The sequence below is a fragment of the Embleya sp. NPDC056575 genome (genome assembly GCF_042793325.1).
Lineage (GTDB): Bacteria > Actinomycetota > Actinomycetes > Streptomycetales > Streptomycetaceae > Embleya.
In genome coordinates this window covers 48322-74002 of sequence record NZ_JBHTVA010000044.1, presented here as the reverse complement: position 1 = coordinate 74002, position 25681 = coordinate 48322, and the positions used below count along the sequence as shown (strand labels likewise).

The 25681-nt window shown below is 72.3% G+C and carries 19 protein-coding genes; 5 read left to right on the top strand and 14 right to left on the bottom strand.

What is annotated here, in order from left to right; translation table 11 throughout:
- Positions 1–258 precede the first annotated feature (258 nt).
- The 12 genes from ACFRCG_RS30680 to ACFRCG_RS30625 form a co-directional block, all read right to left on the bottom strand.
- Positions 259–1044, bottom strand: a complete 786-nt coding sequence (locus ACFRCG_RS30680) for an ABC transporter permease (RefSeq protein ID WP_380037412.1) — start codon at positions 1042–1044, stop codon at positions 259–261.
- Positions 1041–2039 (bottom strand): ATP-binding cassette domain-containing protein, encoded by a 999-nt coding sequence (locus tag ACFRCG_RS30675; RefSeq protein WP_380037410.1) that lies wholly within the window; start codon positions 2037–2039, stop codon positions 1041–1043. Before ACFRCG_RS30675 ends, ACFRCG_RS30680 begins: the two co-directional genes overlap by 4 nt.
- A 34-nt stretch (positions 2040–2073) precedes the next feature.
- Entirely contained in the window at positions 2074–2910 is an 837-nt protein-coding gene (locus ACFRCG_RS30670; RefSeq protein ID WP_380037408.1) for a DUF4097 domain-containing protein, read from the bottom strand.
- A gap of 104 nt (positions 2911–3014) precedes the next feature.
- Positions 3015–3566 carry a hypothetical protein gene (locus ACFRCG_RS30665; protein WP_380037406.1) on the bottom strand — a complete coding sequence of 184 codons (552 nt, stop codon included), beginning with the start codon at positions 3564–3566 and terminating at the stop codon, positions 3015–3017.
- A 169-nt stretch (positions 3567–3735) separates the two neighbouring features.
- The gene (locus tag ACFRCG_RS30660) at positions 3736–3948 is read right to left on the bottom strand and encodes a ferredoxin (RefSeq protein WP_380037404.1); all 213 of its coding nucleotides are present in this window, start codon (positions 3946–3948) and stop codon (positions 3736–3738) included.
- Between the two features lie 71 nt (positions 3949–4019).
- The gene (locus ACFRCG_RS30655; RefSeq protein WP_380037402.1) at positions 4020–4949 is read right to left on the bottom strand and encodes a pyridoxamine 5'-phosphate oxidase family protein; all 930 of its coding nucleotides are present in this window, start codon (positions 4947–4949) and stop codon (positions 4020–4022) included.
- Positions 4950–5016: 67 nt separating this feature from the next.
- The gene (locus tag ACFRCG_RS30650) at positions 5017–5472 is read right to left on the bottom strand and encodes a VOC family protein (protein WP_380037400.1); all 456 of its coding nucleotides are present in this window, start codon (positions 5470–5472) and stop codon (positions 5017–5019) included.
- Positions 5473–5639: 167 nt separating this feature from the next.
- Positions 5640–6365, bottom strand: a complete 726-nt coding sequence (locus ACFRCG_RS30645) for a hypothetical protein (RefSeq protein ID WP_380037398.1) — start codon at positions 6363–6365, stop codon at positions 5640–5642.
- A gap of 86 nt (positions 6366–6451) precedes the next feature.
- A complete protein-coding gene (locus tag ACFRCG_RS30640) occupies positions 6452–7228 on the bottom strand; it encodes a hypothetical protein (protein WP_380037396.1) in 777 nt (258 codons plus the stop codon).
- A gap of 208 nt (positions 7229–7436) precedes the next feature.
- On the bottom strand, positions 7437–7955 hold the full coding sequence (locus tag ACFRCG_RS30635) for a GNAT family N-acetyltransferase (protein ID WP_380037394.1): 519 nt from the start codon (positions 7953–7955) through the stop codon (positions 7437–7439).
- A gap of 12 nt (positions 7956–7967) precedes the next feature.
- Complete coding sequence (locus ACFRCG_RS30630; RefSeq protein WP_380037391.1) at positions 7968–8570, bottom strand: helix-turn-helix domain-containing protein; 603 nt, start codon at positions 8568–8570, stop codon at positions 7968–7970.
- A gap of 81 nt (positions 8571–8651) precedes the next feature.
- A complete protein-coding gene (locus tag ACFRCG_RS30625) occupies positions 8652–10163 on the bottom strand; it encodes a YibE/F family protein (RefSeq protein ID WP_380037389.1) in 1512 nt (503 codons plus the stop codon).
- Between the two features lie 251 nt (positions 10164–10414).
- On the opposite strand from ACFRCG_RS30625, the gene ACFRCG_RS30620 reads away from it, so the two are divergent.
- The 3 genes from ACFRCG_RS30620 (at position 10415) to ACFRCG_RS30610 (ending at position 12041) form a co-directional block, all read left to right on the top strand.
- Positions 10415–10855, top strand: a complete 441-nt coding sequence (locus tag ACFRCG_RS30620; RefSeq protein WP_126636947.1) for an Lrp/AsnC family transcriptional regulator — start codon at positions 10415–10417, stop codon at positions 10853–10855.
- 63 nt (positions 10856–10918) lie between these two features.
- Positions 10919–11272, top strand: coding sequence for a DUF6204 family protein (locus ACFRCG_RS30615; protein ID WP_380037387.1), 354 nt, complete (start codon positions 10919–10921; stop codon positions 11270–11272).
- 241 nt (positions 11273–11513) lie between these two features.
- The gene (locus tag ACFRCG_RS30610; protein ID WP_380037385.1) at positions 11514–12041 is read left to right on the top strand and encodes a DUF1062 domain-containing protein; all 528 of its coding nucleotides are present in this window, start codon (positions 11514–11516) and stop codon (positions 12039–12041) included.
- A 49-nt stretch (positions 12042–12090) separates the two neighbouring features.
- Here ACFRCG_RS30610 and ACFRCG_RS30605 read toward each other — a convergent pair whose 3' ends face one another.
- Together ACFRCG_RS30605 and ACFRCG_RS30600 are read right to left on the bottom strand one after the other, a co-directional pair.
- On the bottom strand, positions 12091–12648 hold the full coding sequence (locus ACFRCG_RS30605; protein ID WP_380037383.1) for a 2'-5' RNA ligase family protein: 558 nt from the start codon (positions 12646–12648) through the stop codon (positions 12091–12093).
- Positions 12649–12771: 123 nt separating this feature from the next.
- Positions 12772–14709 carry a glycerophosphodiester phosphodiesterase family protein gene (locus ACFRCG_RS30600; RefSeq protein ID WP_380037381.1) on the bottom strand — a complete coding sequence of 646 codons (1938 nt, stop codon included), beginning with the start codon at positions 14707–14709 and terminating at the stop codon, positions 12772–12774.
- 481 nt (positions 14710–15190) lie between these two features.
- Between ACFRCG_RS30600 and ACFRCG_RS30595 the strand changes: the two genes are divergently transcribed.
- Together ACFRCG_RS30595 and ACFRCG_RS30590 are read left to right on the top strand one after the other, a co-directional pair.
- Complete coding sequence (locus tag ACFRCG_RS30595; protein ID WP_380037379.1) at positions 15191–20185, top strand: amino acid adenylation domain-containing protein; 4995 nt, start codon at positions 15191–15193, stop codon at positions 20183–20185.
- Positions 20182–25659 carry an amino acid adenylation domain-containing protein gene (locus ACFRCG_RS30590; protein ID WP_380037377.1) on the top strand — a complete coding sequence of 1826 codons (5478 nt, stop codon included), beginning with the start codon at positions 20182–20184 and terminating at the stop codon, positions 25657–25659. The genes ACFRCG_RS30595 and ACFRCG_RS30590 overlap by 4 nt, the downstream gene beginning before the upstream one ends.
- Positions 25660–25681 lie beyond the last annotated feature (22 nt).

Genomic DNA, 25681 nt, shown 5'->3' with positions numbered 1-25681 from the left:
GACATGCGCGTGGCCGTCCGACCCGGGTTCGGGGTCGGACGGCCAGGTGCGGCGGGTGGGGCTGTGGTTGCCGGGGAGCGGGCGTTGTGCGCCGGGGTTACCGTGCGGTTTGCCGGGCGAGCTGCCATGCAACTTGCCATGCGGGTCACCGTGCGGAACATCGTGTATGTTCCCATGCAGTTCACCATGCAACCTGCCATGCAGCTCGCCATGCAAGTACCAGGTCAGAAGCCCTTCTGATGCTCGGGAGCAAGGCTCTCAGCGAGCCTTGTTGAACACCCTGCGCGCCCACACGTAACCGACCAGGGTGGCGCCGAGGCACCACGCGAGGGCGATGATCGCGTTGTTGCCGATCTCGGTGCCGAGGAGCAGGCCCCGGAGGGTTTCGATGATCGGGGTGAACGGCTGGTACTCGGCGAACCAGCGCAATCCGGTGGGCATCGAGTCCGTCGGGACGATCGCGCTGCCGAGGAACGGCAGGAACGTCATCGGCATCGGGATGTTGCTGGCGGTCTCCACGTTCTTGGCGACCAGACCGATACCGGCCGAGATCCACGTCAGGGCCAGCGTCAACAGCGTGAGCAGGCCCATCGCGGCGAGCCATTCGAGCGCCGTGGCGTTCGGCCGGAAGCCGATGGCGAGTGCGGTGCCGATCACCAGGGCCAGGCTGACCAGGGTCTGGATCACGCTGCCGACGACGTGTCCGGTCAGGAACGCCGCCCGGGAGACGGACATCGTGCGGAATCGGTTGACGATGCCCTCGGTCATGTCGACGCAGACCGAGATCGCCGTGGCCAGGGCCCCGGAGGTGGCCGCCATCAGGATGATGCCGGGGGCCACGTAGTCGATGTACTTCGTGTCGCCGGTGGGGGAGTCGGCGATTCCGGCGCCGATCGCGTTGCCGAAGGCGTAGTTGAACAGCAGCAGCATGACGATCGGCATCGCGACCACGGAGACGGTCACCGAGGGATAGCGCAGTGCGTGTCGCAGGTTGCGGCGCAACATGGTCGCCGAGTCGGTGACCGCGTAGGACAGGGTGCTCATCGCGGGTTTTCCTTCCGGGAGTTCGAAACGCGGTCGTCCTGCGGCCGGCCGGTGAGGGTGAGGAAGACGTCGTCCAGGTCGGGGGTGTGCACGGTCAGTTCCTCGGCGGGGATCGACGCCGAGTCGAGCGCGTCGAGGATGGTGCGCAGGGCGGGGATGCCCGGGTCGCACGGGATGTCCAGGGTGAGCGTGTCGTCGTTGCGGCTGGTGGCCCGGAAGAGGTCGGCGGCGGCGTCGAGCCGGTGCACGTCGGCGAAGCGGAGCCGGATGTGCGCGCCGGGGATGCGCCGCTTGAGTTCGTCGGCGGTGCCCTCGGCGATCAACGTGCCGTGGTCCAGGACCGCGATCCGGTCGGCGAGTTCGTCCGCCTCGTCCAGGTATTGCGTGGTGAGCAGGATGGTGACGCCGCGGTCGGTGACCAGGTCGCGGATGATCTCCCACATGATCCGTCGGCTGCGCGGATCGAGGCCGGTGGTCGGCTCGTCGAGGAAGATCACCCGGGGGTCGCCGACCAGGGTCATCGCCAGGTCGAGCTTGCGTCGCATGCCGCCGGAGAAGGTGGTCACCGGGGTATGCGCGTCCTCGGTGAGGTCGAAGCGGGCGAGCAGTTCGTCGGCCCGACGGCGGCCCTCGCGCCGACCGAGGTGGTGCAGGTCCGCCATCAGGATCAGGTTCTCCCGGGCGGTGAGCAGGTTGTCCACCGCGGCGAACTGGCCGGTGACGCCGATGGATCGGCGTACTTCGTCGGCCGCGCCGGTCAGGTCGTGTCCGGCGATCTCGGCCCGGCCGGCGTCCGCGGTGATCAGGGTGGACAGGATCTGTACGGTCGTGGTCTTGCCCGCGCCGTTGGGTCCGAGCAGGGCGAAGACGGTGCCCTCGGGGATGTGCAGGTCGATGCCGTCCAGAACCTTCTTGTCGCCGTAGGACTTGGTCAGGCCGGTGGCGCTGATCGCGAGGGTACGGGTGCGGTTGCGGGTGATGGTGGTCGTGGTCATGGCGATCGTGTCCCTTGGGTCGTGGCTCGTCGATTCAGGCGCGGCGGATCACGATGTGGCCCATGGAGGTGCGGGCGTGCACCTCGACGGTCTGCTCGGTGGCGTCGGGCCGCTGGGCGGTGTCGAGGGAGTTGCGCACGCTGCCCATCCGGGTTTGTACGTCGAGCCAGGCCGCGGTGGACTCACGGATGCCGACCTCCAGGTCGCCGGAGCCGGACTGGAGGTGTACCCGGCCGCGGGCGACCTCGTCGAGGCGGATCGTGCCGTTGGCGCACTTGGCGTCGACGTCGGAGTGCGCGACGCCCACGCTGATCCGGCCGTTGGCCGAGCCGACCCGCAGCCGGCCGGCGACCTCGCGGATCGTGGTGTCGCCGTTGGTGTTCCTGAGCGTCGCGGTGCCGCCGACGGTACCGATCTCGATCCGGCCGGCGGCGCTCACCTCGGCGTCGCCGACGACGTGGTCCGCGTGGACGGCGCCGTGGTCGGTGTGGGCGTCCAGGGTCGCGGCCGAGTCGATCCGGAGGGTGCCGACCGAGGTCCTGAGCCGGCAGTCGCCGAGCGGCCCGGTGCAGGTGAAGTCGGCCAGCGGCGTGGTGCCGTGCAGGTCGGAGCCGGCCGGCAACTCGACGACGATGTCCACCGAGCCGGACTTGCCGAACGGCGAGCGCTTTTTGGGCCCCTTCACCAGCAGCCTGCCGTCGGTGCAGGTGACGGTGGTCTGTTCCGCCGTGCGTACGTCGAGTTCGTCCCGGTCGTTGACGGGCCGGACCTCGACGAGCGTGTCGGCGCGCTTGCTCGCGGTGATGCGGACCGTGCCGATGTCGAACTCGAGGGTGGCGGCGATGGGTTCGGGCGTGGCGAAAGTAGGCATGGCGGTGCCGTCCTCATGGCTCGATGCGAGGTGGTGCGAGTGGGGGTGGTGCGAGTCGGGGTGACTCGGTGGTGTGGTGTCGCCCGGCGGTGGAGCGGGCCCGGCTAGCGCGCCCAGCCCATGTAGCCCTGGCGGCCGCGGTGGCGGTGCGGGCCGGGGGCGGGGGCGGGGGAGCGCGGGGTGCCGGGCTCCATGGCGCCGGCGACCGCGCGGACCAGCCACGCGTTGACCGACAGGCCCGCGAGTCCGGCGGTCTCCTCGACCCTGGCCTTGAGGTGGGAGGGGAGGCGGAAGTTGATCCGGGCCATCCCGCCCTCGTCCCCGTCCGGCGCCGTGAGTGGCGCCATTGTTGCGGTCTTCGGCGCCGGCTCGTCCACTTCCGGCGCCGCGTACGCCTCGAACGCCTCCTGTGGCGGTGGCGTCGTCACCACGAACTCGGGGTCGAGGCCGCGCAGGCGGATGTCCACGGAGCCCGGTGCCAACTCGCTGGTGACCTCGGCCATGGCTGCGGACAGTGCGTTCATGAGGGTGAGTCGGGCGGCCGACTCCAGCGGAGCGGTCAGCCGTTCGGCCACGTCCCGAGCCTCGGGGCCGCCCGCGGCGGCGGCGATGGCGAGTTCCCGGCGAAGGTTGTCGACGTACGGTGTGAGGTCCATGACGTCATCATGGCACATTCATGGCGTCATGGCGAGCCAATGGCGCCATGAATGCGCCAGGCGTCATGTCATGGCCGGCGCCGTCCGCCCTGACCAGCCCAAACACGTCCGCCCGGAGCCATGGGCTCCGGGCGGGGGTCGTGCGATGTGGCGGGGCGGGTTCGCGTGGTCAGGATGTGGTGTCCGGCTCGCCCTCGTCGATGATCGAGACGGCGCGGACCGGGCACATGCTCACGGCGGTGCGGACGTGCGCTCGGAGTGCGTCCGCCGGCCGGTCCTCGTAGACGAGGAAATCTTCGTCGTCGAAGGAGAACACGTCGGGCGCGGCGAACACGCACTGGCCGTGGCTCTCGCACAGGTTCATGTCGACGGTGATGCGCATGATTCGACTCCCCGGCCGGTATGCGGGTGTGCGGGTGTGGAGTGTGCGGGGGCGCAACTGTGCCCAGGGCTTCAGGTCACGTCCCGGACGGGCGGGTTGAAGCGGGATGCCTGTGGGGCGCTCCAGCGCAGCGGGACGGCGTCGGGGATCTCCACCACGTCCGTGACGGTGAACTCGACCAGGCGCTGCGCGCCGGGGATTCGGGCGATCTCGTCGTGGTCCCACAGGGTGCGGGTCGTACCGGACAGGTGCAGGGACGTACCGCTGTCCCAGCCCGGGACCAACAGCCCGGCCACCGGGCGCAGTTCGAGATTGCCCAGGGTCAGGAACATGGCGTTGCCGACGTAGTCCGGCCAGCGCAACACGGTCGGGGACAACACCTCCACGAAGCCCGGGTTACCGCCTCGGTGCGAGGCGTCGGTGTTGCCGGACTCGTCGGCGGTGGCCACGAAGAACGTGTCGGCGGCGCGCAGGGTCTGTTGCTGGGCCGGGGTGAGCGCGGTGCTCCGGGTGACCGCGCGATCGCCCTTCCGCTGCCCGGAGTCGGGGTCTCGCAGGATGCGGTAGTCACGTTTTTGGATGTACTTCGGGCAGTTGGCGATGACCTGGTCGGGCAGTACGCGCAGGCCGCCGGGCATCGGCGTGGAGCGCCCGTTGATCCGTATCCTGCGTCGGGACGCCGGCTCGACGGCGATCATCCCGACCTGCGCCGGTTCGCCGAGGAGGTTCGCGAGCGGGTCCTCGGCGAGCGGCAGTGCGTCGACGGTGAGCGTGTGCGGATCGGGGGTGGACAGGAAGCCGGGCTCGCCGGTCAGTTGTGAGCACCAGATCCGGCCGGCCGCGTCCGCGCCGCCGACGATGATCATGGGCTGTGCGGCGAGGAACGCCGCGGCGACCGGCGGGATGGCGTCCCCGATGCCGCCGAGCGAGTGCGAGGCCTGGCGGGTGAGGTGGGCGCGGTCCTGTACCGCGCGTTCCCCGCGGTGGTAGTCGGTTGCCACGACATTGCCTCCGGATCTGCGGTGTGCGCTGTTGGGGCGTGCGGGCGGTGGGGGTGCTGCGCGGGGTTCAGAAGAAGCCGCAGGTCGGTGCGCCGGCGGTGGGGGCCTCGGCCGGGTCGGCGCCGGACGGGGCGTAGATCTCCAGGCGGATGCCGTCCGGGTCGGTGAAGAAGATCCCGCCGGAGGTGCCGTGCTCGCCGTGCGGGACGACGCCTTCGTGGTCGAAGTGCGCGTCGAGGCCGCGCAGGACCTGTTCGGCGGCCTTCACCTCGTCGATGGTCTCCACCTGGAAGGACAGGTGGTGCAACCCGGGAAGCCGGGTCGGGAACGTGCCCTCGCTCTGCTGCCACAGCGTGATCAGGAGCTTCCCGTCCCGCCCGAGGAAGGCGAAGCGGCGACCCTCCTCGTTGCCCTCGGCCACTACCTCGACCTCCAGGACCGCCCGGTAGAAGGCCACGGAGCGGTCGAGGTCGGTGACGTTCAGCCCGACGTGACCGGTCTGAAGCGTCTTGAGGTTGCCCATCGATGCTCCTTGTTTCCGGCTCGGCTCGGCGCGACGCGGCGCCGGATGCTCGGTGCTCGGGGCGAGCACCATCTATCTAATGATTACACACTTCTCTATGCATTAGAAGTTGAAGGCAAGGCAATCCCACGGTCTGCCGACCGTGGGATTGTTTGCGGGTCTGCGCGTCAGTCCATCGGGGGCTGGGGCTCGCGGCCGCCGTCGGGGTGGTTGAGCGCGGCGAACCGCACCTGACGCCCCAACGCCGCGAAGCCGTAGGTCAGTTGCTCGTAGTGCTCGTGCTGCTCCTCGAGTTGCCTGGTCACCTGCACGGTGCCCGGCCGCCTTGCCGCCCCGGCATCGGGCGTCGAGCCGGGCGCGGCGCCGGACGCGGGACCGGGCGGCGTACCGGCGGGGCCGGCTGATCCCGGTGTCGAGGCCGCTTCCGGGAAGACCATCACGGTGTACGTGGTTCCGGGCACCCGGGGGTCCGAGGCACGCGGGTAGACGATGAAGTCCCAGGACTGGGCGCCTCCGGTCGCCACCCCCGGATCACGGAGCAGCAGGGCGTACGCCGGTGGTCGCCGCCACACCTGGAGCGGGGCCAACACCGCGAGGTCGAAGCTCACCACGCGCCATCGCGACGCCGGGAGCCCGACGTGGTGCAGGTCGGAGAACAGTTGCCGGCGCAGCTCGGCGTAGCGCGGTGCGATCGCGGCCAGGCCCTCGACCGCCGCCGCCACGTCCATCCGGCTGTCGCAGTGGTCGATGCTGTTCTCCCGAGCGCCGAGTTCGCTCCGTATCGATGCGTGCAGCACCGCGTCGAGTGCGCCGAGGGGGTAGGCGTCCTCGGCGCACTCCGCGGTGAACAGTCCGGCCTCGAACAACCCCCGATACAGCGCCCGCAGTTCCATGTCGACGTTCTCCCCACACTCGGTCGCGGTTGTCCGGTCAGGATAGGACGATCGTGCCGACGGGACGCGATGCCGACGGGCGTGGGTCAGCGGCCGAGTTGCGTGTACGTCTTGAACGTGTACAACCCGTCCAGGGTGATCGAGTTGGTGCCGCCGGGCGACGGCAGGCCGTTGCGCCGGTTCAGCACCGTGCCGAGCGGACCACAACCGTCGGCGGCGGGGATGGCGACCGTGTTGTCCCACAGGGTGCCCTTGAGGATGGGCGGGTCCTTGGAGATCCACTCGTTGGGGCCCTTGCGCATCATGGTCAACCGGATCGGCTGCTCGGCGGTGCCGATCGAGCAGTCCTTCGGCAGCAGCGGGCCGCTCAGGGCCAGGGTCACGTCCAGGCCGCCGGCCGACGTGCCGTGCGAGAGGAAGTCGAACCAACCGCCGTATTTCGTCTCGACGTTCATCCCGAGCAGCGGCGCCCGCTCGGGGAGGCCGGGAACGCCGGGCAGGCCGCCGGAGGTCGGGCTCGGGGTCGCGTGCAGCGCGCCGAAGACCTGACCGGTGGTGCCGTCGGGCAGCGGGCCCTCGGCGTGCGTGATGGTCATCGGGCGAAGCGGGACGACGATCCCGCCCAGCCGCATCTCCCCGGTGGCGACGTGTACTTCGCAGCGCCACCTGTCGGGATCCGCACCGGCCGGCAGCGTCGGGCAGTCGCCGAAGTCGAAGGTGGGGAGCGCGGTGGCGGACGGGGTCGCGCGGTCCTTCGTCGGGGCCTCGGCGAGTGCCGGCGCGGTGGTCAACGCCACGGCGCCGAGGGCGAGTCCGGCACAGGCGGCAAGCCTGGTGAAGGTGCGGTTTCTCCTGCGGTCCATGGTGGTCGTTCCCCCTGGGGTGTTGCGAACGTTTCCGTTCGGCAATGGCCGAACACCCACGAAGGTAGGGAAGTTCGACCCCCGGCCGGAATCCGGCGACCCCCAGGCCGGGCACTGGGGGCAGCCCCAACACCGGGGCGGGGGTTACCGGTCCGGGGGCGGCGACCGGCGATCGGCGGCGGACTCACCGGGCGCGAACCGCTCGGGCTCAGGCGATGCGCTTGTAGTAGAAGGTGCAGTCCCGCAGCTTCCCGGCCGGGTCGCTCGCATAGTCCGGGACCAGGCCGTATCGGGTCCAGCCGGCCGTCCGGTACAGGTGGTCGGCGGTGCTCTCGGTCTCGGTGTCGAGCAGGAGCAGGCGGCTTCCTGCATCGGCGGCGCCCTGTTCGGCGGTGCGCAGCAGGGCCCGGCCGAGTCCGTGGCCCCGGGCGTCGCCGTGGACCATGAGCTTGACCACCTCGGCCCGGTGCCGGCTGTTCGGTTTCCGCTCCAGGACGAGACTGACCGTGCCGGCCACGCCGTTCGGCCCCCGGGCGGCCCACACCCGGCGGCTTCCGTCGGCCACGGCGGAGTCCAGGGAGCGCCACCAGGCCGCCGCCGCGGCATGGTCGAGCGGGGCGACGAAGCCGACGGAGGAGCCGCCGGCGACCACGTCGACGAGGAGGTCGGCCAAGTCCGCGATGCCGGCGCGGAAGTCGTCGACGGTCAGTCGGGTGATGGTGTGCAAGGCGGCTCTCCGTCAGGGCAGGACGATCAACAGGGCGTAGCGGACCGGTTCGGGCCCCGGGTTGTGAAAGCGTGTGCGGTCCCACGACCGGTAGCGCAGGCAGTCGCCGGTACGCACCTCGTGCGGCCGGCCGCCCGAGGTGACCTCCAGGACGCCGTCCAGCACCCAGATGTGGTGTTCGAGGCCGGGCAGGGACGGGCCGTCGTAGGCGATGTCCGCGCCGGGGCGCAGGGTGCCCTCGACGACCTCGCCGCGCAGGCTCGGATGCGGTGGGGACACCGATCGACGGGTGAAGCCCGAGGTCCGGTCCTGCCACACCTCCTGCCGGTCGGCGCGCACCAGTTGCGGCGGCTCCGACTCGACCTCGGCCAGCAACCGCGACATGGTCCGTTCGTACGCCGTGCACAACCGGCCGAGCAGCGCCGCCGTCGGACTGATCTCGCCGCGCTCCAGCCGGGACAGGGTGGACCGGCTCACGTCCGTCCGCCGCCCCAACTCGTCCAGCGACCAGCCGCGTTCCAACCGGAGTTCGGCGAGCCGACCGGCCAGCCGCGCCTCGACCCGTGCGGCGGCGCGGTCCGGCGCCGTCGCGTCCCCGTCCGCGGTGTCTCTCATATTCGAGACAATATCCCGAATGCGAGAGGCGGGCCAGGGTGGGGGTCCGTCACGCCGACCTGCGCGAGGCCCCACGCGCGCTCAGCGGCCCCGGTGGCGGCCCCGGGACGCGGGCGCCGGTACGGTGACGGCCGGCGCGGCGGCACCCTTCGTCGGCGGCCCGGGCGGCCCGTGATCGGCCGCGGCGAGCAGCGCGGCCAGTGCGGTGGTGACCGGGACCGAGGCGACCAGGCCGATGCTGCCGACCAGTGTGCGGGCGATCTCCTCCGCGACGATCTCGCTGGTGGCCACGTCCAGCACGTCCCGACGCGCGATCGAGAACAGCAACATCAGCGGCAACGCGGCGCCCGCGTAGGCCAGTACCAGCGTGTTGACCGTCGACGCGATGTGGTCGCGGCCGATCCGGATGCCCGCCCGGTACAGCCGACGGGCCGTCATGGTCGGGTCGGCCTGCTTGAGTTCCCACACCGCCGAGGTCTGAGTGACCGTCACATCGTCGAGTACGCCCAGCGAACCGATGATGAAGCCGGCCAACAGCAGGCCGTGCAACTCGATGTGCGGATACAGCGCGTGTACGAGACCGGTCTCGTCGGAGGTGTTGCCGGTCAGGTGCGCCCACCCGATGAACAGCTTCCCCAACACCCCGATCAGGGCCACCGACACCAGCGTGCCGACCACCGCGACCGACGTGCGCGCGGATATGCCGTGACACAGGTACAGCGCCGTGAACATGATCGCGCTGCCGCCGACGACCGCGACCAGCAGCGGATCCGACCCGTGCAGGATGGCCGGGAGGATGAAGAAGGACAACACTGCGAAGCTGATCGCGAGCGCGATCAGGGCGGTCAGCCCGCGCATCCGCCCGACCACGATCACCGCGACCGCGAACAGGCCCGCGAGCAGCAACATCGGCGGGCCGCGCCGGACGTCGATCACCGAATAGCGCAGGTCCTCGGGCGCGCCCGGGGCGTACGCGAGCACCACCCCCTGCCCGACGGAGAACCGGCGCAGCTGGTCCGGCCGGACCACCTCGGTGACCCGGCGGCCCTTGTCGGCGCCGGAGGTGATCTCGATGGTGGCGCGGTGGCAGTCGGCGGGCGGGGGTGCCGAGCCGGGCGCGGTGGTGGGTGGGGGCCAGGGGACGCCGCCGGGTGTGGCGTCCGGCGGGGGAGCGGCGGCGCCGGGGGAGCCGGCCGGGTCGCCCGAGTGGCCACTGCCGGCGGCGAAGGCGTCGGCGTCCGCCTGGGCGCAGGGCAACTCCTCGATCCTGGTGACGCGCCCGTCCCGGGTCTCCTGGTCGAAGCCCACGCCCGTACGCGGATGCGCGGGCGTACCGCTGGGCCACAACACCACGAGGCCGACCACCACGGCGGCGGCGAACGGAATGAGTACGGCGGCCACCAGACGCCGCAGCCGGGTCGAGACGGGGGAGGCGGGGCCGTGCGCGTGGGCGTGGCCGTGGCCGTGGTTCGCCCGGGGCGGCGGATCGGGCGCGTGCCGGTCGCTCCCGTGGCTGCGCCGGCCGCGACCCGGTGGGTGGGTCGGGCCGCCGACGTCCTCGGGATCCTGGTGATCCGCTTGTGTCCTGCGCATGATGGCGAAGCCCTCCCGCCGATCCGGTCGACGCGTCGTCGTCCCCGGGTTCTCGGGTCCCGGCGGGAAGCGTATCGGGCCGCGCGGCGGGAGCCGGAAGGCTCCGGGGGGATCGGCGGCGATGTGGGCCGTTCGGTCGTCGGCGCAAGCACCTTGCGGCGGATCGGGTACAGGCCGCAAGATTCTTGCCTGCCGATCGGACTCGGGTTCGATGCTTTGCGTGGGCAGCGCCGAGGACGGGAGCGTCGGGCATGGCCGAGATCGACAGCATCGACCACAACATCCTGCGCATGTTGCGGGAGGACGGGCGGCGCACCTTCTCCGAGATGGCCGGGCAGATCGGCCTGTCGGTCGCGGCGGTCAAGCGCCGGGTGGACCGGCTGCGCGAGGAGGGCGTGATCACCGGCTTCACCGTGCAGATCGACCACGCCAAGCTGGGCTGGGGCGTCGAGGCGTTCACCGAACTGCGCTACCCGGGCAGCATGCCGGTGAGCGAGATCGTGCGCACCGCCACGGACACCCCCGAGGTGCAGGCGGTGTACACGATCGCCGGCGATCCGGACGCGCTGATCCACGTCCGGGTCCGCGACATCACCCACCTGCAACAGGTGATCGACCACCTGCGCCGCAACGGAAACGTCACCGGCACCAAGACGCTGATGGTCCTGGGATCGTGGACGAAGGAGCGCTGAGCCCCCGGGGGGTCGCCGGGCTTCCGGCCGAAATTCGGTTGAGGCGCCGCCTAGGGTTCGACCATGAGCGAACGCACCTTCCGAATCACCGTCCGAGGCGCCTTCGACGCACTGAGCGAGGAGCAGCGGGCGGAACTGCTCGCCCGGGCCGCCGAGCACGACGTACTGCGGGCGGCCTTCACACCCGAGGGGCAGCTGACCTACGACCTGGCGGCGCGCCCGTTCTTCACCTTCCGCTTCGTCGACTCGGGCGAGGCGGAGGAGGACATCGTGCCGGCGACGGAGCGGGCGCTGGCCGCGGCCGAGCGGTGGCTGACCGACCGCGGCTACGGCCACAAGAACCTCCGGGCCCAGGCCGAAGACCTGTCCCAGGCCCCGCTGTCCAAGCGCCAACGCAGGGCCCGGGCAGCCGGCTAGACCGCCGCTACGGACCCCGTCGCAAGGCCGTCGGAAGGCCGTCGGAAAACCGGTGGATCGGCGGTGCCGTGCGCCGTTACCGTGCTGCCGACCTGTCCTCCAGGCAAGGAAGTGCCGTTGTACACCCTGTGAGATTCCCCGAGCGCTGTCGGTCGCGCGTCGCGCATCTGCGCCGCGCCGCTTCTTGCTGCGGTCTTCTCACTGGAACCGGTGTACACCTGTGCTCGAAACCTGGGTGGTCATGCCCACCCGCCTGCCCCTCGTGCTCCGCCGCTGCCACGGCTGCGCGGCCGAGCACCTGCGGGCGAACGGCAAATTCCGCGTCAACGCAAACCACAAGCTCATCGACGCCTGGCTCCTCGCGCTCTGTACCGCGTGTGGGCAAACGGCCAGGCTGACGGTCCTGGAGCGAGCGAACGTGCGCTCCATACGACCCGAACTGCTCGATCGGCTGCATGCCAACGACCTCGGCCTGGCGGCCGAACTGCTCCAGGATCCGCTCGTCCGGCGCCGCAATCGCATCGCCCTCGACTGGACCGACGCCTGGCGCCTGGACACCGGCGGAACGCCTCGCCCCGACCGCGAGGTGATCGAGGTCGCGGTCCGGTTCGCGGCACGGATACCCGTACGGCCGGTACGTCTGATCGCCGAAGGTCGCGGTCTGCCCCGAGCCGAGGTCGAGCGACTGATCGCGGACGGAAAGGTCGTCTCCGCGGTCCGACTGACCGGCAGACTCTCCGCCGACTTCACGTTCATGCTCAAACCCTGAACCCCCTCGGGACCCGGGGCCCGTTCGGCAACTCCCGCCGGATGGGCCCCTAACCGGGGGGCGGGGTGCTTCGGGGGGCGAAGGGGAAGGACTCGCGCAGGGACCAGTTGCCGTTCTCGTCGCCGACCACCAGGTCGAGTCCGGCGACCCGGGCGGTGAGGGGCAGGCGGGTGGTGACCTCCTCGGCCAGGGCCCGCAGTTCCTCGGTGTCCTGGCCGAGGGCGACGGTCAGGTGCGGTCCGACGTCGTCCGGATCGTCGAGGTAGGCGCCGCCGTAGGGGAGGTAGTCGGGCCAGCGGTCGGTCACCGCCTCGATCAGGCGCAGCACCGGCGCGGCCGGATCGGGGGCCAGCCACAATCCCCGATGGAACTGCCCGATTCGCTCGAACACCAGCTCCATCGCCGGCTGCGCGGCGGCGATCGTGCCCAGTGCCTCCAGGTCCTCCGCGCCGATCTCCGTGGGCGGCAACCACGGGTACAACACGGTCACATGCGCCGGAATGCCCTCGGCCACGCGCGGGTCGTACCGCTCCCGCCAGGGCTCGACGACCTGTTCCACATCGGGAACCAGCAACACAAGCGCACTGACCACAAACCGCTCGCCCATCCCCGAAGTCTACGGTCCGACATCGGCCCCGCGGCCACAGGCACGCCCGGGTTCACGGCGACACCGCGACCGCGGTGGACGCTTGTGCGTCCACCGCGGTCGCGACGTGTGCGGCGGTGTTCGTCAGCTCAGGGCGCGGGCGTCGCCGGCGATCTGTCGGGCCTTGGGGGCCGCGATGGTGCGGCCGGACTGGTTCTCCGCCCAGTTGGCCAGCTGGGGGTACTGGTCGTGGGCGAGCATGGTGGTCAAGGTGGCCACCGCGACGCGGTCGGCGCCGGAGGTCAGGATCAGGTGGGCCAGGCCGGTGCGCGTGGCGGTGATCGTGAAGGTGGATTCCGCGGTCGTGGTGCCGCCGGGACCCTTGGCTTCGGCGCGCAGGGTGTGTGTGCCGAGGGGGAGGGCGGTGGTGTCGATCGGGGTGCCGGCCGCGAACTCCGTGCCGTCCAGGGTCAGTCGCACCGACTCGGCGCCGGTGGTGTCGAGCGCCGGCACCGGGGAGGCCGCGCGCTCGACGCGGGCTCCGGCGGCCGGGGCGAGGATGCGCACCGTCGGGGCGGCCGGCGTCGGCGGTGTGCCGTTCTGGCGCCACGCCGCGTTCCAGCCCGCGAGTTCGGCCGGACGGTTCGTGATCACCGCGTCCACGCCGCCCGCCTCCAGAATCTTCCACCCGGCGGCGTCGTCGACCGTCCAGACCATCACCGCGACGCCGGCCCGATGCAGATCGGCGACCACGCCGGGGCGGGCGGCCAGGCCGCCGGCCGAGGGGTTGTAGGCCTTGAGGTCGAGGCGCTTGGCCAGGGCGACCGGGTCCGCGTCCAGGGCGCTGCGGAGCAGGCCCAGCGGCAGGTCGGGCGCCAACTCGTGGGTGAATTCCAGCGCGTCGACCTCGAAGCTCTGGACGAACACCCGGCCGCTCATCCCGGTGTCCCTGATGTCCCGGATGATGCGGGCCACCTCGTCCCTGGTGTGCTTGCCCTTGATCTCCAGGAGCAGGTTGCCGCCGCGCGTGCGCAGGTCGTCCAACTGGGCGCGCAGCGTCGGCACCCGGGCCCCGGTGTGCAGCGGCGAGAACCACGAACCGGCGTCCAGGGCCGCGAGTTGAGCAGCCGTCAGGTCGCGGATCCGGCCCTTGCCGTCGGTGGTCCGGTTCACCGTGTCGTCGTGCAGGATGTGTGGGATGCCGTCCAGGCTCGGCTGTACGTCGTTCTCGATCCAGTCGGCGCCGGCCCGGCGGGCCGTCTCGTCCGAGATCAGCGTGTTCTCCGGCGCGGCGGAGGACGCGCCCCGGTGCGCGACGACCGACATCGGCGCACCCGGTGCCCGCAGGTAGGCGTTGGCCTCCGGGGCGAGCGTGGTGACCTTGACGTCGTCGAAGGAGACCCGCGCGCCGTTGACCAGGAGCGCCTGGCCGCCGTCGGCGGAGCGCTGGACCCGGGTGGTGCGCAGCGCCTCGCGCCCGTCCACGATCAGTCGGGCCCGGCCGCCGTGCACCTCGACCGCGACCCGTACGTCGCGGCCGGTGCCGGCGGCGGTCGGCGCCGAGCCGGTGTCGGTGACGTTCCAGGCGTTGGCGGTGGTGCGCTGGGCGAATTCGAGGCCGTTGGCGGCGGTGGTGCCGGTACGCATGGTGGCGATCGACCACGGCGTGTTCCCGGTGGCCGGAACGTCCAGGCCGAACGCGGTCCAGCGGGCCGCGTCGACCGCGCTCTCGAAGCGGGCGACCGCCTCGAAGCGGAAGTCCTCCAGGTGCCGGCCGAAGGTGATCCGGCTCTGCTGACCGGAGTTGGCCGACGTACCGACCAGCCGGCCGTTCTCGACCTTCCAGTCGCCCTCGACCGCGCGCCAGCCGGCGGGCAGCGCGGGGCCGGCGAAGTCCTCCGAGACCACCACGTCGCCGACGGCGGGCGCGGCCTGTGCCGAGTCGGTCGAGGCGGCGACCGAGACGCCGGCGAGCGCGGCGGTCGCGGCCAGGCCCAGGGCGGTGCCCAGGGCGCCGGCCCGGAGCCGGGAGCGGTGCCGCCGAGGCAGCCGGAACGGTGACGCGGGTGTCTGTGCAGGCATGCCCGAAACGGTAGGGATCGCCGACGAACCGCCGACCACACGCGCCTGAAGCCCGGACCAACGATCGGGTCCGCCGGGTGTCCGGCAGCCGACAGCCGGGCGAACCGCCTATCACCTCACATACGCCCCGAGCCTGCCGAAGCCGCCCCGGGCCACCCCGAGGCCACCCGCACATCCGCGGTCGCCTTCCCCGACCCACTTCCTTTCCAGGCAGCCCCGGCCCCCCGACTCCCCGGTGTGTGCCAAGCGTTTCGCAAGCGTCGCGCGATACACCTGCTCCCGTCGAAGCCGGCCGGCACGGTCGGATTCGACCCGGTTCGCCGCCCTCCGGGCGTGACGGTGCCACGGCTGCTTTCGGCCAACCCGAAGTAGTGGGGGGAAGAAGCTAGGCACAGTCAAATCCTTCCTCCACGATCTCCCCGGGAGCACATCGCCTGCGTCGCCGACCACGAATCGGCATGAGGACCCTTCAGGAGAGTCGATGAGTTCAACCGCATTCCCCGAGCTGGATCCGGCCGCATCCCTGGCCGCTCCGGTGGACGCCCGAATCGTGCACACGCCGGCCTCGATCGCGGTGATCGCCGGCGAACACCGGGTCTCCTACCGCGAGTTGGGCGAGCAGGCCGATCTGGTCGGGGCGCGCCTCGCGGCGGCCGGGGTGACCAGGGGCACCCTGGTCGGGGTCTGCCTGCCCCGCACACCCCACCTGGTCGCCACCCTGCTCGCGATCCTCCGCGCCGGAGCCGCGTACGTACCGCTCGACCCCGAGTACCCGCGCGACCGGCTGGAGTGGGTGATCGGCGACTCGCAGGCCCCCGTCGTGGTCACCGACCACGCCCACGAACACCTCCTGGCCGAAGCCGCGACCAGGCTCGTGCACGTCGACGGCCCGCCGCCCGCCGATCCGACGCCCGCCCGCGCGGCGACCGGCCCGGACGATCTCGCCTACGTGCTCTACACCTCCGGCTCCACCGGCCGGCCCAAGGGTGTCCGGGTGACCCACCGCGGGGTCGTGGCGATGTTGCGCTGGGCGGCCGGCACCTATCGGCCCGACCAGGTTCGCGGGGTGTTGTGCTCCACCTCGGTGTGCTTCGACATCTCCGTCTACGAACTGTTCTTCCCGCTCGCCGTCGGCGGCACGGTGATCCTCGTCGAGAACGTGCTCGCGCTCGCCGACGCGCCCGCGCGGGACGAGGTCACCCTGATCAACACCGTGCCCAGCGCGATCGCCGCGCTGCTGCGCGGTCCCGGACTGCCGGCCGGGGTCCGCACGATCAACCTGGTCGGCGAGGCGCTGTCGCGGCGGGTCGCGGACCAGGTGTACGCGTGCCCGCAGGTCGAGTTGCTGTACAACCTGTACGGGCCGACCGAGGACACCGTCTACTCCACCTGGGCCGTGGTGGACCGCGCGGACCGGGCCGAACCGCTGATCGGCGTACCGATCCCCGGCACCACCGCCCACGTACACGCCGAGGACGGCGAACCGGTCGCGGACGGCGAGTCGGGCGAGCTGTACCTCGCGGGCGACGGCCTCGCGCAGGGGTATCACGGCCGCCCCGACCTGACCGCCGAGCGCTTCGTCACGGTGGCGGGGGAGCGCCGCTACCGCACCGGTGACCTGGTGCGACGCAGACCCGACGGCGCGCTAGAGTATCACGGCCGGGCCGACCAGCAGGTCAAGCTGCGCGGCTTTCGGATCGAACTCGGCGAGATCGAGGCGGTGTTGACCGGACACCCCACAGTCCAGGCCGCCGCCGTGGTGCTGCGCGAGGACGCGGCGGGACCGTTCCTGGCGGCGTTCGTGCAGCCCGCCGCCGGGACGACCGCGGCCGGGCCGGGCGCTGCGGCGACCGCCGCCGGTCCCGCCGACCTGCGCGCCCACTGCCTCACCCGGCTTCCCGCCTACATGCTCCCCGACGCCGTTTCCCTGCTCCCGGAGCTGCCGCTCACCCTCAACGGCAAGATCGACCGCAAGGCGCTGCCCGAGGCCACCCGATCCCGTTTCGTGGCCGCCGAGTTCGTCGGCCCCCGCACAGCCACCGAGACCCGCGTCGTGGCGATCTTCCAGGACGTGCTCGGCGTGCCCCGCGTCGGCGTGCACGACCCCTTCCTCGACGCCGGCGGCAACTCGCTCCTGGCCGTCGGGCTGCTGGCCCGCGTCGAGCGGGAGTTCGGGATCCGCGTCCCGCTCGACACCTTCTTCGCCCTGCCCACCCCCGCCGCCGTGGCCGAAAGGGTCGAACGGGCCGAACCGGGCTCGACCGGGCCCCGGGTCGAACCGCCGTACCGCGACCCGCACACCCCCGTCCTGGTGGGCACCGTCCAGCGCGAGTTCGCCACGCACGAACTGGTCGCCCCCGGCAGCGCGTTGTACAACGTACCGCTGCGGATCCGGGCCACCGGCGCGCTGGATCCGCTCGAACTGAGTCGAGCCTTGGGCGAAGTGGTGCGGCGGCACGAGGTGTTGCGCACCGCGCTGATGTTCCGGGCCGGCGCGCCGGTGGCCGAGATTCGACCGCCCTACCCGGTCGAGGTGCCGCTGCTCGACCTGCCGGACGCGGACCCCGCACAGGTCGAGGCGGCGCTGCGCCCGTACGCGCGCCGGCCGCTGGACCGGGTCGAGGGCCGGTTGTTGCGCGCGGTCGCCGTGCGCACCGGCGCGGACCGGTACGAACTGCTGCTGGTGATCCACCACATCGCGATGGACGGCTGGTCGATCGGGCTGCTCCTGAACGACCTGGCCCGGGCCTATCAGGGCCTGCCGCTCGCCGAACCCGCGCTCCAGTACCGCGACGTGGCCGCCTGGGAGCGCCGGTACGCCGACGCGCACGAGGACGAGGCACGCCGCTGGGCCGCCCGGCTGGCCGACCTGGGCCCGGAGCAGTACATCCCCGGCGATCGCACCCACGCCGACCCGTTCGACCCGAGCGGGGCCCGGTTCGCCCGCCGCCTCGACGCCGGCCTCGTACGCGCCGCCGAGGAGTGGGCGGCCGGTGAGGGGGCCAGCCTGTACATGGCCATGCTCGCCGCCCTCGGCATCCTGGTGAACCGCTACACCGGCCGCACCGACCAGGCCGTGCTCACCCCGTTCGCGGTCCGCCCGCTGCCGGAACTGGAGGATGTGGTCGGCCCGTTGCTGAACACGGTGCCGCTGCGCTTTGGGGTCCACGGCAGCGACTCGTTCCGCGAGCTGGTGCACCGACTGCGCCCGATCGTGCTCGACGCGCTCGACCACAGCGCGCTGCCCTACCTGGAGCAGCTGCGCTTCGCGGGCGTGGCCGGCGCCGACACCTCCACACCCGTGTCCCAACTGCTGCTCGCGGTGCAGAATCATCCGGGCGCCGCGGTCGAACTTCCGGGCCTGACCCTGGAGTTCCTGGAGGAGATGTGCAACGGCGGGGCCAAGACCGACCTGTCGATGTTCGTCGAGTTCCCGGCGAGCGGGCCGCTGCTGTCCGTGGAATACCGCACCGGACGCTACGACGCGGCCTCGATCGCGGCGATCGTCGACCACCTGATGGCGATCCTCGCCGAGGGCCTGGCCGCGCCCGACCGGCCGATCGCTGAAACGATCATGCTCGATCCGGCCGAATACACGCGGGTGGTCGAGGCCGCCAACCCCGCCCCGACCGCGCGCCCCGACGTGTCCCTGCCCGATCTGATCGCCGCGCGGATCGCCCGCACCCCGGACACGATCGCCGTCTCCGCCGCGACCGGCACCCTCACCTACAACGAACTGGACGCCCTCGCCGACCGGTTGGCCCGCACCCTGCGCTACTACGGCGCCGAGCGCGGCACCCGCGTGGCGGTCGCCATGCCCCGCAGCCACCTGCTGCCCGCCGCGCTCCTGGCCGTGTTGCGTACCGGCGCCGCCTACCTGCCGATCGACACCGACCAGCCGATCGCCCGCAACCGGGCACTGCTCGACGACGCCAAGGTCACCCTGATCGTCGGGGAGAGCGCGCACGCGGCCGGGGTGCCGCTGTTGGCGGACCCCGGCTACGACGTGGTCCTCGTGGACGGCGACGAGGTCCGCCTCGCCCCCGCCGCCACCCCGGACCCGGGCATCGAGGCCGAGGACCCGGCGTACCTCATCCACACCTCCGGCTCCACCGGCCGCCCCAAGGCGGTCGCCGTCCCGCACCGCGCCATCGTCAACTTCCTGCTCTCGATGGCCCGCGAACCCGGACTGACCGCCGCCGACACGATGGCCGCCGTCACCACGCTCACCTTCGACATCGCCGCCCTGGAACTGTGGTTGCCGCTCGTGGTCGGCGCGCGGGTGGAGATCGCCGACCGCGAGACGAGCGCCGACGGCCGCCGGCTGGCCGACTGGCTCGACCGCCGCGAGGTGACGGTGTGCCAGGCCACCCCGGCCACATGGCGCATGCTCCTGGAGGCGCACTGGCCCGGCCGCCCCGGCCTGGTCGCGCTCTGCGGCGGCGAGGCGCTGACCGGCGACCTGGCCGGCGCGCTGCTCGACCGCTGCGCGCGGGTGTGGAACATGTACGGCCCGACCGAGACCACGGTCTGGTCCACCCTGCTGCGCGTCGAGCGCACCCACGCGGCGCTGCGCGTGGTCCCGATCGGCACGCCGATCGACAACACCCGGGTGTACGTGCTGGACCCGGCCGGCCGCCCCGCACCCGTCAACGCGCCCGGCGAGTTGTGCATCGCCGGCGCCGGCGTCGCGCTGGGCTATCTCGGCAACGCCGAAACCACAGCGGAACGTTTCGTCCACGACCCCTTCGGCCCGCCCGGCGCGCTGATGTACCGCACCGGCGACATCGCCTGCCGCCGCCGCGACGGATCGCTCGAATTCCACGGCCGGGCCGACCACCAGGTCAAGCTGCGCGGCTTCCGGATCGAACTGGGCGAGGTGGAGGCGGGGTTGACCGCACTGCCCGAGGTGACCACCGCCGTCGCGAGCGTGTGGGACGCGCCCGCCGGGCCCACCCTGGTCGGCTACGTCGTCTCGCAAACCCCGTTCGACGCCGCGGAGTTGACCGCCGCGCTCGCCGAACGGCTGCCCCGACACCTGATCCCCGGCGTGCTGATCCCGCTCGACGCGCTGCCGCTGACCCCTGCCGGAAAGATCGACCGGAAGGCCCTGCCGGAGCCGCGCCCCGGCGGCAGCGGCGCGCCACCCGAGGGCGACTGCGAGGAGATCCTGGCCGAGATCTGGCACGAACTGCTCGGGCCGGCGCGGATCGGCCGCGACGACCGGTTCCTGGGCCTGGGCGGCAACTCGCTCCAGGCACTGCGGATGGCGGCCATGGTCGAGGAGCGCTTCGAGATCACCTTCCCGCTGCGCGTCGTCTTCGAGGCGCCGAGCCTGGCCGCGATGGCCCGCCGGATCGAGGACATCCTGATGGCCGAACCGCAGGACCCCGGAGAGTTCGACGACCATCCGGACGTCGTCGAGCACGCCGGCCCGACCGAATACTCCGACCCGAGTGTGCGGGACGTACGATGACCGACTCCGAGGAGATCCTGACCACGCGCCCCGACCCCGACCGGGACCCGGAGCGCGCCCGCCGCGAACACCTGCGCCGCCGACTGGCCCGGGCCCGATCGGCCACACCCCGGACCGAGTTGGTCCCCAGGCCCGCCGACGTGCCCACGCCGCTGTCCGCCGCGCAACGCCGGATGTGGTTCCTGGCCCAGTACGAACCCGACGGCGCGGCGTACAACATGCCGCTCGTGCTGCGCCTGACCGGCCGCCCCGACGAGGCCGCGCTCGGCGCCGCGCTCACCGACGTGGTGGCGCGGCACGAGGTGCTGCGCACGGTGTACCCCAGCGTGGACGGCCACGTGTTGCCCACCGTCCTGGCCGTCGACCGGTTCGCGATGCCCGTCGTCGACCTGCCGGAGTCGGACGTACCGGACCGGCTCGCCGCGGAGGCCCGGCAACCCTTCGACCTGGCCGAGGAACCGCCCATCCGGGCCGCCCTGTTACGCTCCGACGACCGCTACGTACTGAGCGTGGTGCTGCACCACATCGCGGCCGACGCCTGGTCGGTGGGCGTGCTGTTCCGCGAGCTGACCGCCGCGTACACCGCCCGCCTCGCCGGCCGCGAACCCGAACTGCCGCCCCTGCCGGTCCAGTACGCCGACGTCGCCTACCGCCAGGAGACCACCCTCGCCGCCGAACTCGACCGGCAGCGCGCCTGGTGGCTGGACCGGCTGCGCGGCGCGCCCGCCACGATCACCGTCCCCACCGACCGACCGCGTCCGGCCGTGGCCGACACCACGGGCGAGCGCATCCAGGTCACCCTCGGCGCGGACCGCTCGCGCCGCGTCCGGGCCTTGGCCGAACGCACCGGCACCACCACGTACATGGTGCTGCTGACCGCCCTCCAGGTGGTGCTCGCCCGGTACAACGGCGGCACCGACGTGACCGTCGGCAGCCCGGTGGCCGGACGCACCCACCGCAGCACCGACACGATGATCGGCTGCTTCGTCAACACCCTCGCGATGCGCACCGATCTGTCGGGCGAACCGAGCGTGCGCGAACTGCTCGACCGGGTCCGGGAGGGGACCCTCGCCGCGTTCGCCCGCCAGGAACTGCCCTTCGACCGACTCGTCGACGCGCTCGACCTCGAACGCGAACTCGCCTACACGCCGCTGTTCCAGGTACTGCTGAACGTGCACAACCAGACCTCCGTACATCCCACGCTGCCCGGCGTCGAGGTCGAGTGGCGCGACACGTACACCGGCGCCGCGAAGTTCGACCTGGCGATCGCGGTGCTGGACACCGGACCCGCCGACGAGTTGCGCGCCGACCTGGTCTGGCGCAGCGCGCTCTACGACGAGTCCACCATCCGGCGCACCTTCGGCCACCTCGCCACCGTCCTGGACGCGATGGCGGCCGACCCGGAACGGCCGGTGGCCGAACTGCCGTTGCTCACCGCCGCCGAGGAGAGCGCGCTCGCCGGATGGAACGACACCGCACGCGCGTGGGACACCGCCGGCACCCTGCACGGCCTGATCGAGGACCAGGCCCGCGCCACCCCGGACCGACCGGCGGTGCGCGGCGCCGACGAAACGCTCACCTACGCGGAACTGGACGCCCGCGCGGCGGTCTTGGCCCGGCGGCTGACCGCCCTGGGGGTCGGCCCGAACCGTGTCGTCGGGCTGTTCGTGGAGCGCTCGGCCGCGCTGATCGTCGGCATGCTCGGCATCCTCAAGGCCGGCGGCGCCTATCTGCCGCTCGACCCGCTCTACCCCGACGACCGCGTCCGCTCGCTCCTCACCGCCGCCGACGCCGTCGCCGTGGTCGCCACCGCCGATCTGCGCGCCCGCGTCGGCGACACCCTGCCGGTCGTCGCCCCCGACCCGGTCACCCCGGCCCCGGTCGCCCCCGCCGACCCGGTCCCGGACCCGGCCGTCCCGCCGACACCGGTCGCCGCCACGGATCTGTGCTACGTGCTGTTCACCTCCGGCTCCACCGGCACCCCCAAGGCGGTGGCGGTCGAGCACCGCAACTACCTCAACTACCTGTACGGGCTGCACGAGCGAACACGGCCCGGCCGGGCGGCCGACGGCCGGCCGTGGAACTGGGCACTGGTGTCCACCTTCGCCGCCGACCTCGGCACGACCAACGTGTTCGGCGCGCTCACCTCGGGCGGCTGCCTGCACCTGCTCACCCGGGACCAGGCCACCGACCCGGACGCGTTCGCCGCGTATCTGACGGCGCATCGCATCGATGCGATGAAGCTGGTACCCAGTCACCTGGAGGGACTGGCCGCGGTCGGCGCCCGGTTCGCCGACGCGCTGCCGCGCGAGCTGCTGATCTGCGCGGGCGAACCGCTCCGCGCCGAACTGCTCGACCGGATCCGGGCGGCCCGACCGGAGTTGACCGTGCACAACCACTACGGGCCGACGGAGACCACCGTCTCGATGCTCGGCGCACCCGTCACCGAGGTGCCCGCCGGCGCGGCGAGCGCGCCGCTGGGGCTGCCGTTCGGCAACGTCGGCGCGCACGTGCTCGACCCGCTGCGCCGACCGCTTCCCGTCGGCGTGCCGGGCGAGTTGTACGTGACCGGCGCGGGGGTGGCCCGGGGCTATCTCGGGCCGGCCGCGTCGACCGCGGAGCGTTTCGTCGACCTCGACGGGCGCCGTGCGTACCGCACCGGCGACCTGGTCCGGCGGCGCCCCGACGGCCTGATCGAGTTCCTGGGCCGGGCCGACCACCAGGTCAAGATCCGGGGCTTCCGGGTCGAGATCGGCGAGGTGGAGGCCGAACTCGGCGCGCTGCCGGGGGTGCGCGAGGCGGTCGTGGTGGCCCGCGGCGAGGGCGCGGCCCGCAAGCTGGTGGGCTACGTGGTCGTCGAACCCGCCGTGCAGGCGGCCCGAACCGCCCTCGACGGTCCCACGATTCGCGCCGCCGTACGTACCCGCCTGCCCGACTACATGGTCCCCTCGGCGGTCGTGGTGCTGTCCGCGCTGCCCCTGACCCCCAACGGCAAGGTGGACCGCGCGGCCCTGCCCGAACCCGACCTCGCACCCGCCCCGGACACCCGTGTCGAGCCCGCCACGGCCACCGAACAGGCCGTGGCCGCCACCTTCGCCGACGTGCTCGGCACCGGCGACATCGGCGCCGGTGACGACTTCTTCGCGCTGGGCGGGGACAGCTTCTCCGCCGTCCGCGCGGTGCGTGCGATCGGGCGGGGCCTGTCCATCATCGACCTGTTCCAGCATCCCGTGGTGGGCGAACTCGCCGCCCTGATCGACCGACGCGCCGACGGCCCCGAACCCGACGAGGGGGATCGTTCGCTGCTGCACCGGCTCACCCGGGACGCGGGGCCGACCACCTTGTCCCTGGTCTGCGTTCCGTACGGCGGCGGCAGTGCGATCACCTTCCAACCGCTCGCCGACGCGCTGCCGGCCGGACACCGGCTGTACGCGGTGGAACTGCCGGGACACGATCCGGGCCGGCCCGACGAGGATCCCGAGCAACTGGACGCGCTGGCCGACCGGTTGACCGCGCAGATCCTCGCTCGGATCCAGGGGCCGATCCTGCTCTACGGGCACTGCCTGGGCGGCGCGTTGGCCACCGCCCTGGCCGCGCGCCTGGAGGCGGCCGGCGCCGAACTGCGCGGCCTGGCGCTCGGCGGCACCTTCCCCGCCGCGCGGCTCCCGGGCCGGCTCGCGGCGTGGGTGGCCGCGCGGCTGCCCGGCGACCGCATGTTGTCCGACCGGGCCTACCTCGACTACCTGCGCGCGATGGGCGGCTTCACCGACGTTTACGACGAGGCCGAACAGCGGTTCCTGATCCGGGCGTTGCGACACGACGTGCGCCAGGCCGAGGACTTCTACACCCGCGCCTACGGCGACGATCGGCCCGTGCCGGTGGCCGCGCCGATCCTGTGCGTGGTCGGCGACAAGGACCGGGCGACCCTGCTGTACGAGGAACGCTACGCGGAATGGGAGCACTTCGGACCGCGCGTCGAACTCGCGGTGATCCCGAAGGCGGGGCACTACTTCCTCAAGCACCAGGCGGGCGAGTTGGCCCGGTTGCTCGGCCGGTGGTCGGCCGGGCCGGCGCCGACGACCGAACTCCCGTCCGCGCGACCGGCGGCGGCCCGACCGAATCTGGCCACGTTCGCCAAGGTGGCCGGCGGGCAGTTCGTGTCGATGATCGGCACCGCGCTGTCCACGTTCGCGCTCGGTGTCTGGGTCTACCTGCGGACCGGATCCGCCTTCGACTTCGCGATGATCTCGGTGGCGGCGGTGCTGCCCGCGGTGTTGCTGCTGCCGATCGCCGGGGCGGTGGCGGACCGGATGGACCGGCGGCGCATCATGATCGTCACCGATACCGCGGCCGCCGCCGCGATGCTCTCGCTCGGCGTGCTGTTGTGGACCGGATATCTCGACCTGTGGCACGTATACGTGGTCGCCTGCGTCGGGTCGGTCTGCAACGCCTTCCAACGGCCCGCCTACATCGCGGCGATCGCCCAGCTGGTGCCCAAGCGCTACCTCGGCCAGGCCAACGGGCTGGCCCAACTGGGCACCGGATCGGGCGACATGCTCGCCGCGCTGGCCGGCGGCGTGCTGGTCGCGGCGGTCGGGCTGCACGGCGTGGTGTTGTTCGACATGGCGACGTTCCTGGTCGGGGTCACCGTGCTGCTGCGGGTGCGCTTCCCGGACACGCTGTTCGAAAAGCGCGAGGAACCGCTGCTGCGCGAGGTGGTGACGGGCTGGCGCTACATCGTGCGGCGGCGCGGACTGGTCGCGATGGTGGTCTTCTTCGTGGTGTTCAACTACCTCTTCGCGGTGGCCACCGTGCTGGTGACCCCGATGGTGCTGGCCGACGGTTCGGCGGTGACGCTGGGCGTGGTCACCGCGGTCGGCGGGATCGGCGCGGTGCTCGGTGCGCTGGTGATGGCCCTGTGGGGCGGGACCGCGCGGCGGGCCACCGGGATGATCGGCTTCACCTCGGTGGTGGGCGTGGCCGCGGTGTTCGCGGGCAGTCGGCCCGAGCCGGTCTTCGTCGCGGTCGGACTGTTCGTGTTGTGGGCGGCGCTGATGATCCTCAACTCGCACTGGATGGCGCTGATCCAGACCAAGGTCGGGATGGAGTTGCAGGGCCGGGTGCTGGCCACCAATCAGATGCTGGCGATGTCCATGATGCCGCTGGGCTTCCTGACCGCCGGGCCGCTGGCGGATCGGGTGTTCGAGCCGCTGCTGCGCTCCGACGGTGCGCTCGCCGGGTCGCTGGGACCGATCCTGGGCACGGGACCGGGGCGCGGTACGGGGCTGTTGCTGGTTCTGGTCGGTCTGACCCTGGGCGTGTGGGGCCTGTTGGGGCTGGCGTACCGGCCGCTGAGTCGGATGGAGGACGTGCTGCCCGACGCGGTCCCGGACGTGGAGATCGGCGACAAGGACGCCATCCAGGCGGCGGCGGACCGGCAGTTGGCGGGATCGGGGGCGTCGCGGACGGGCTGATCGATCACAACGTGGGGCCGGG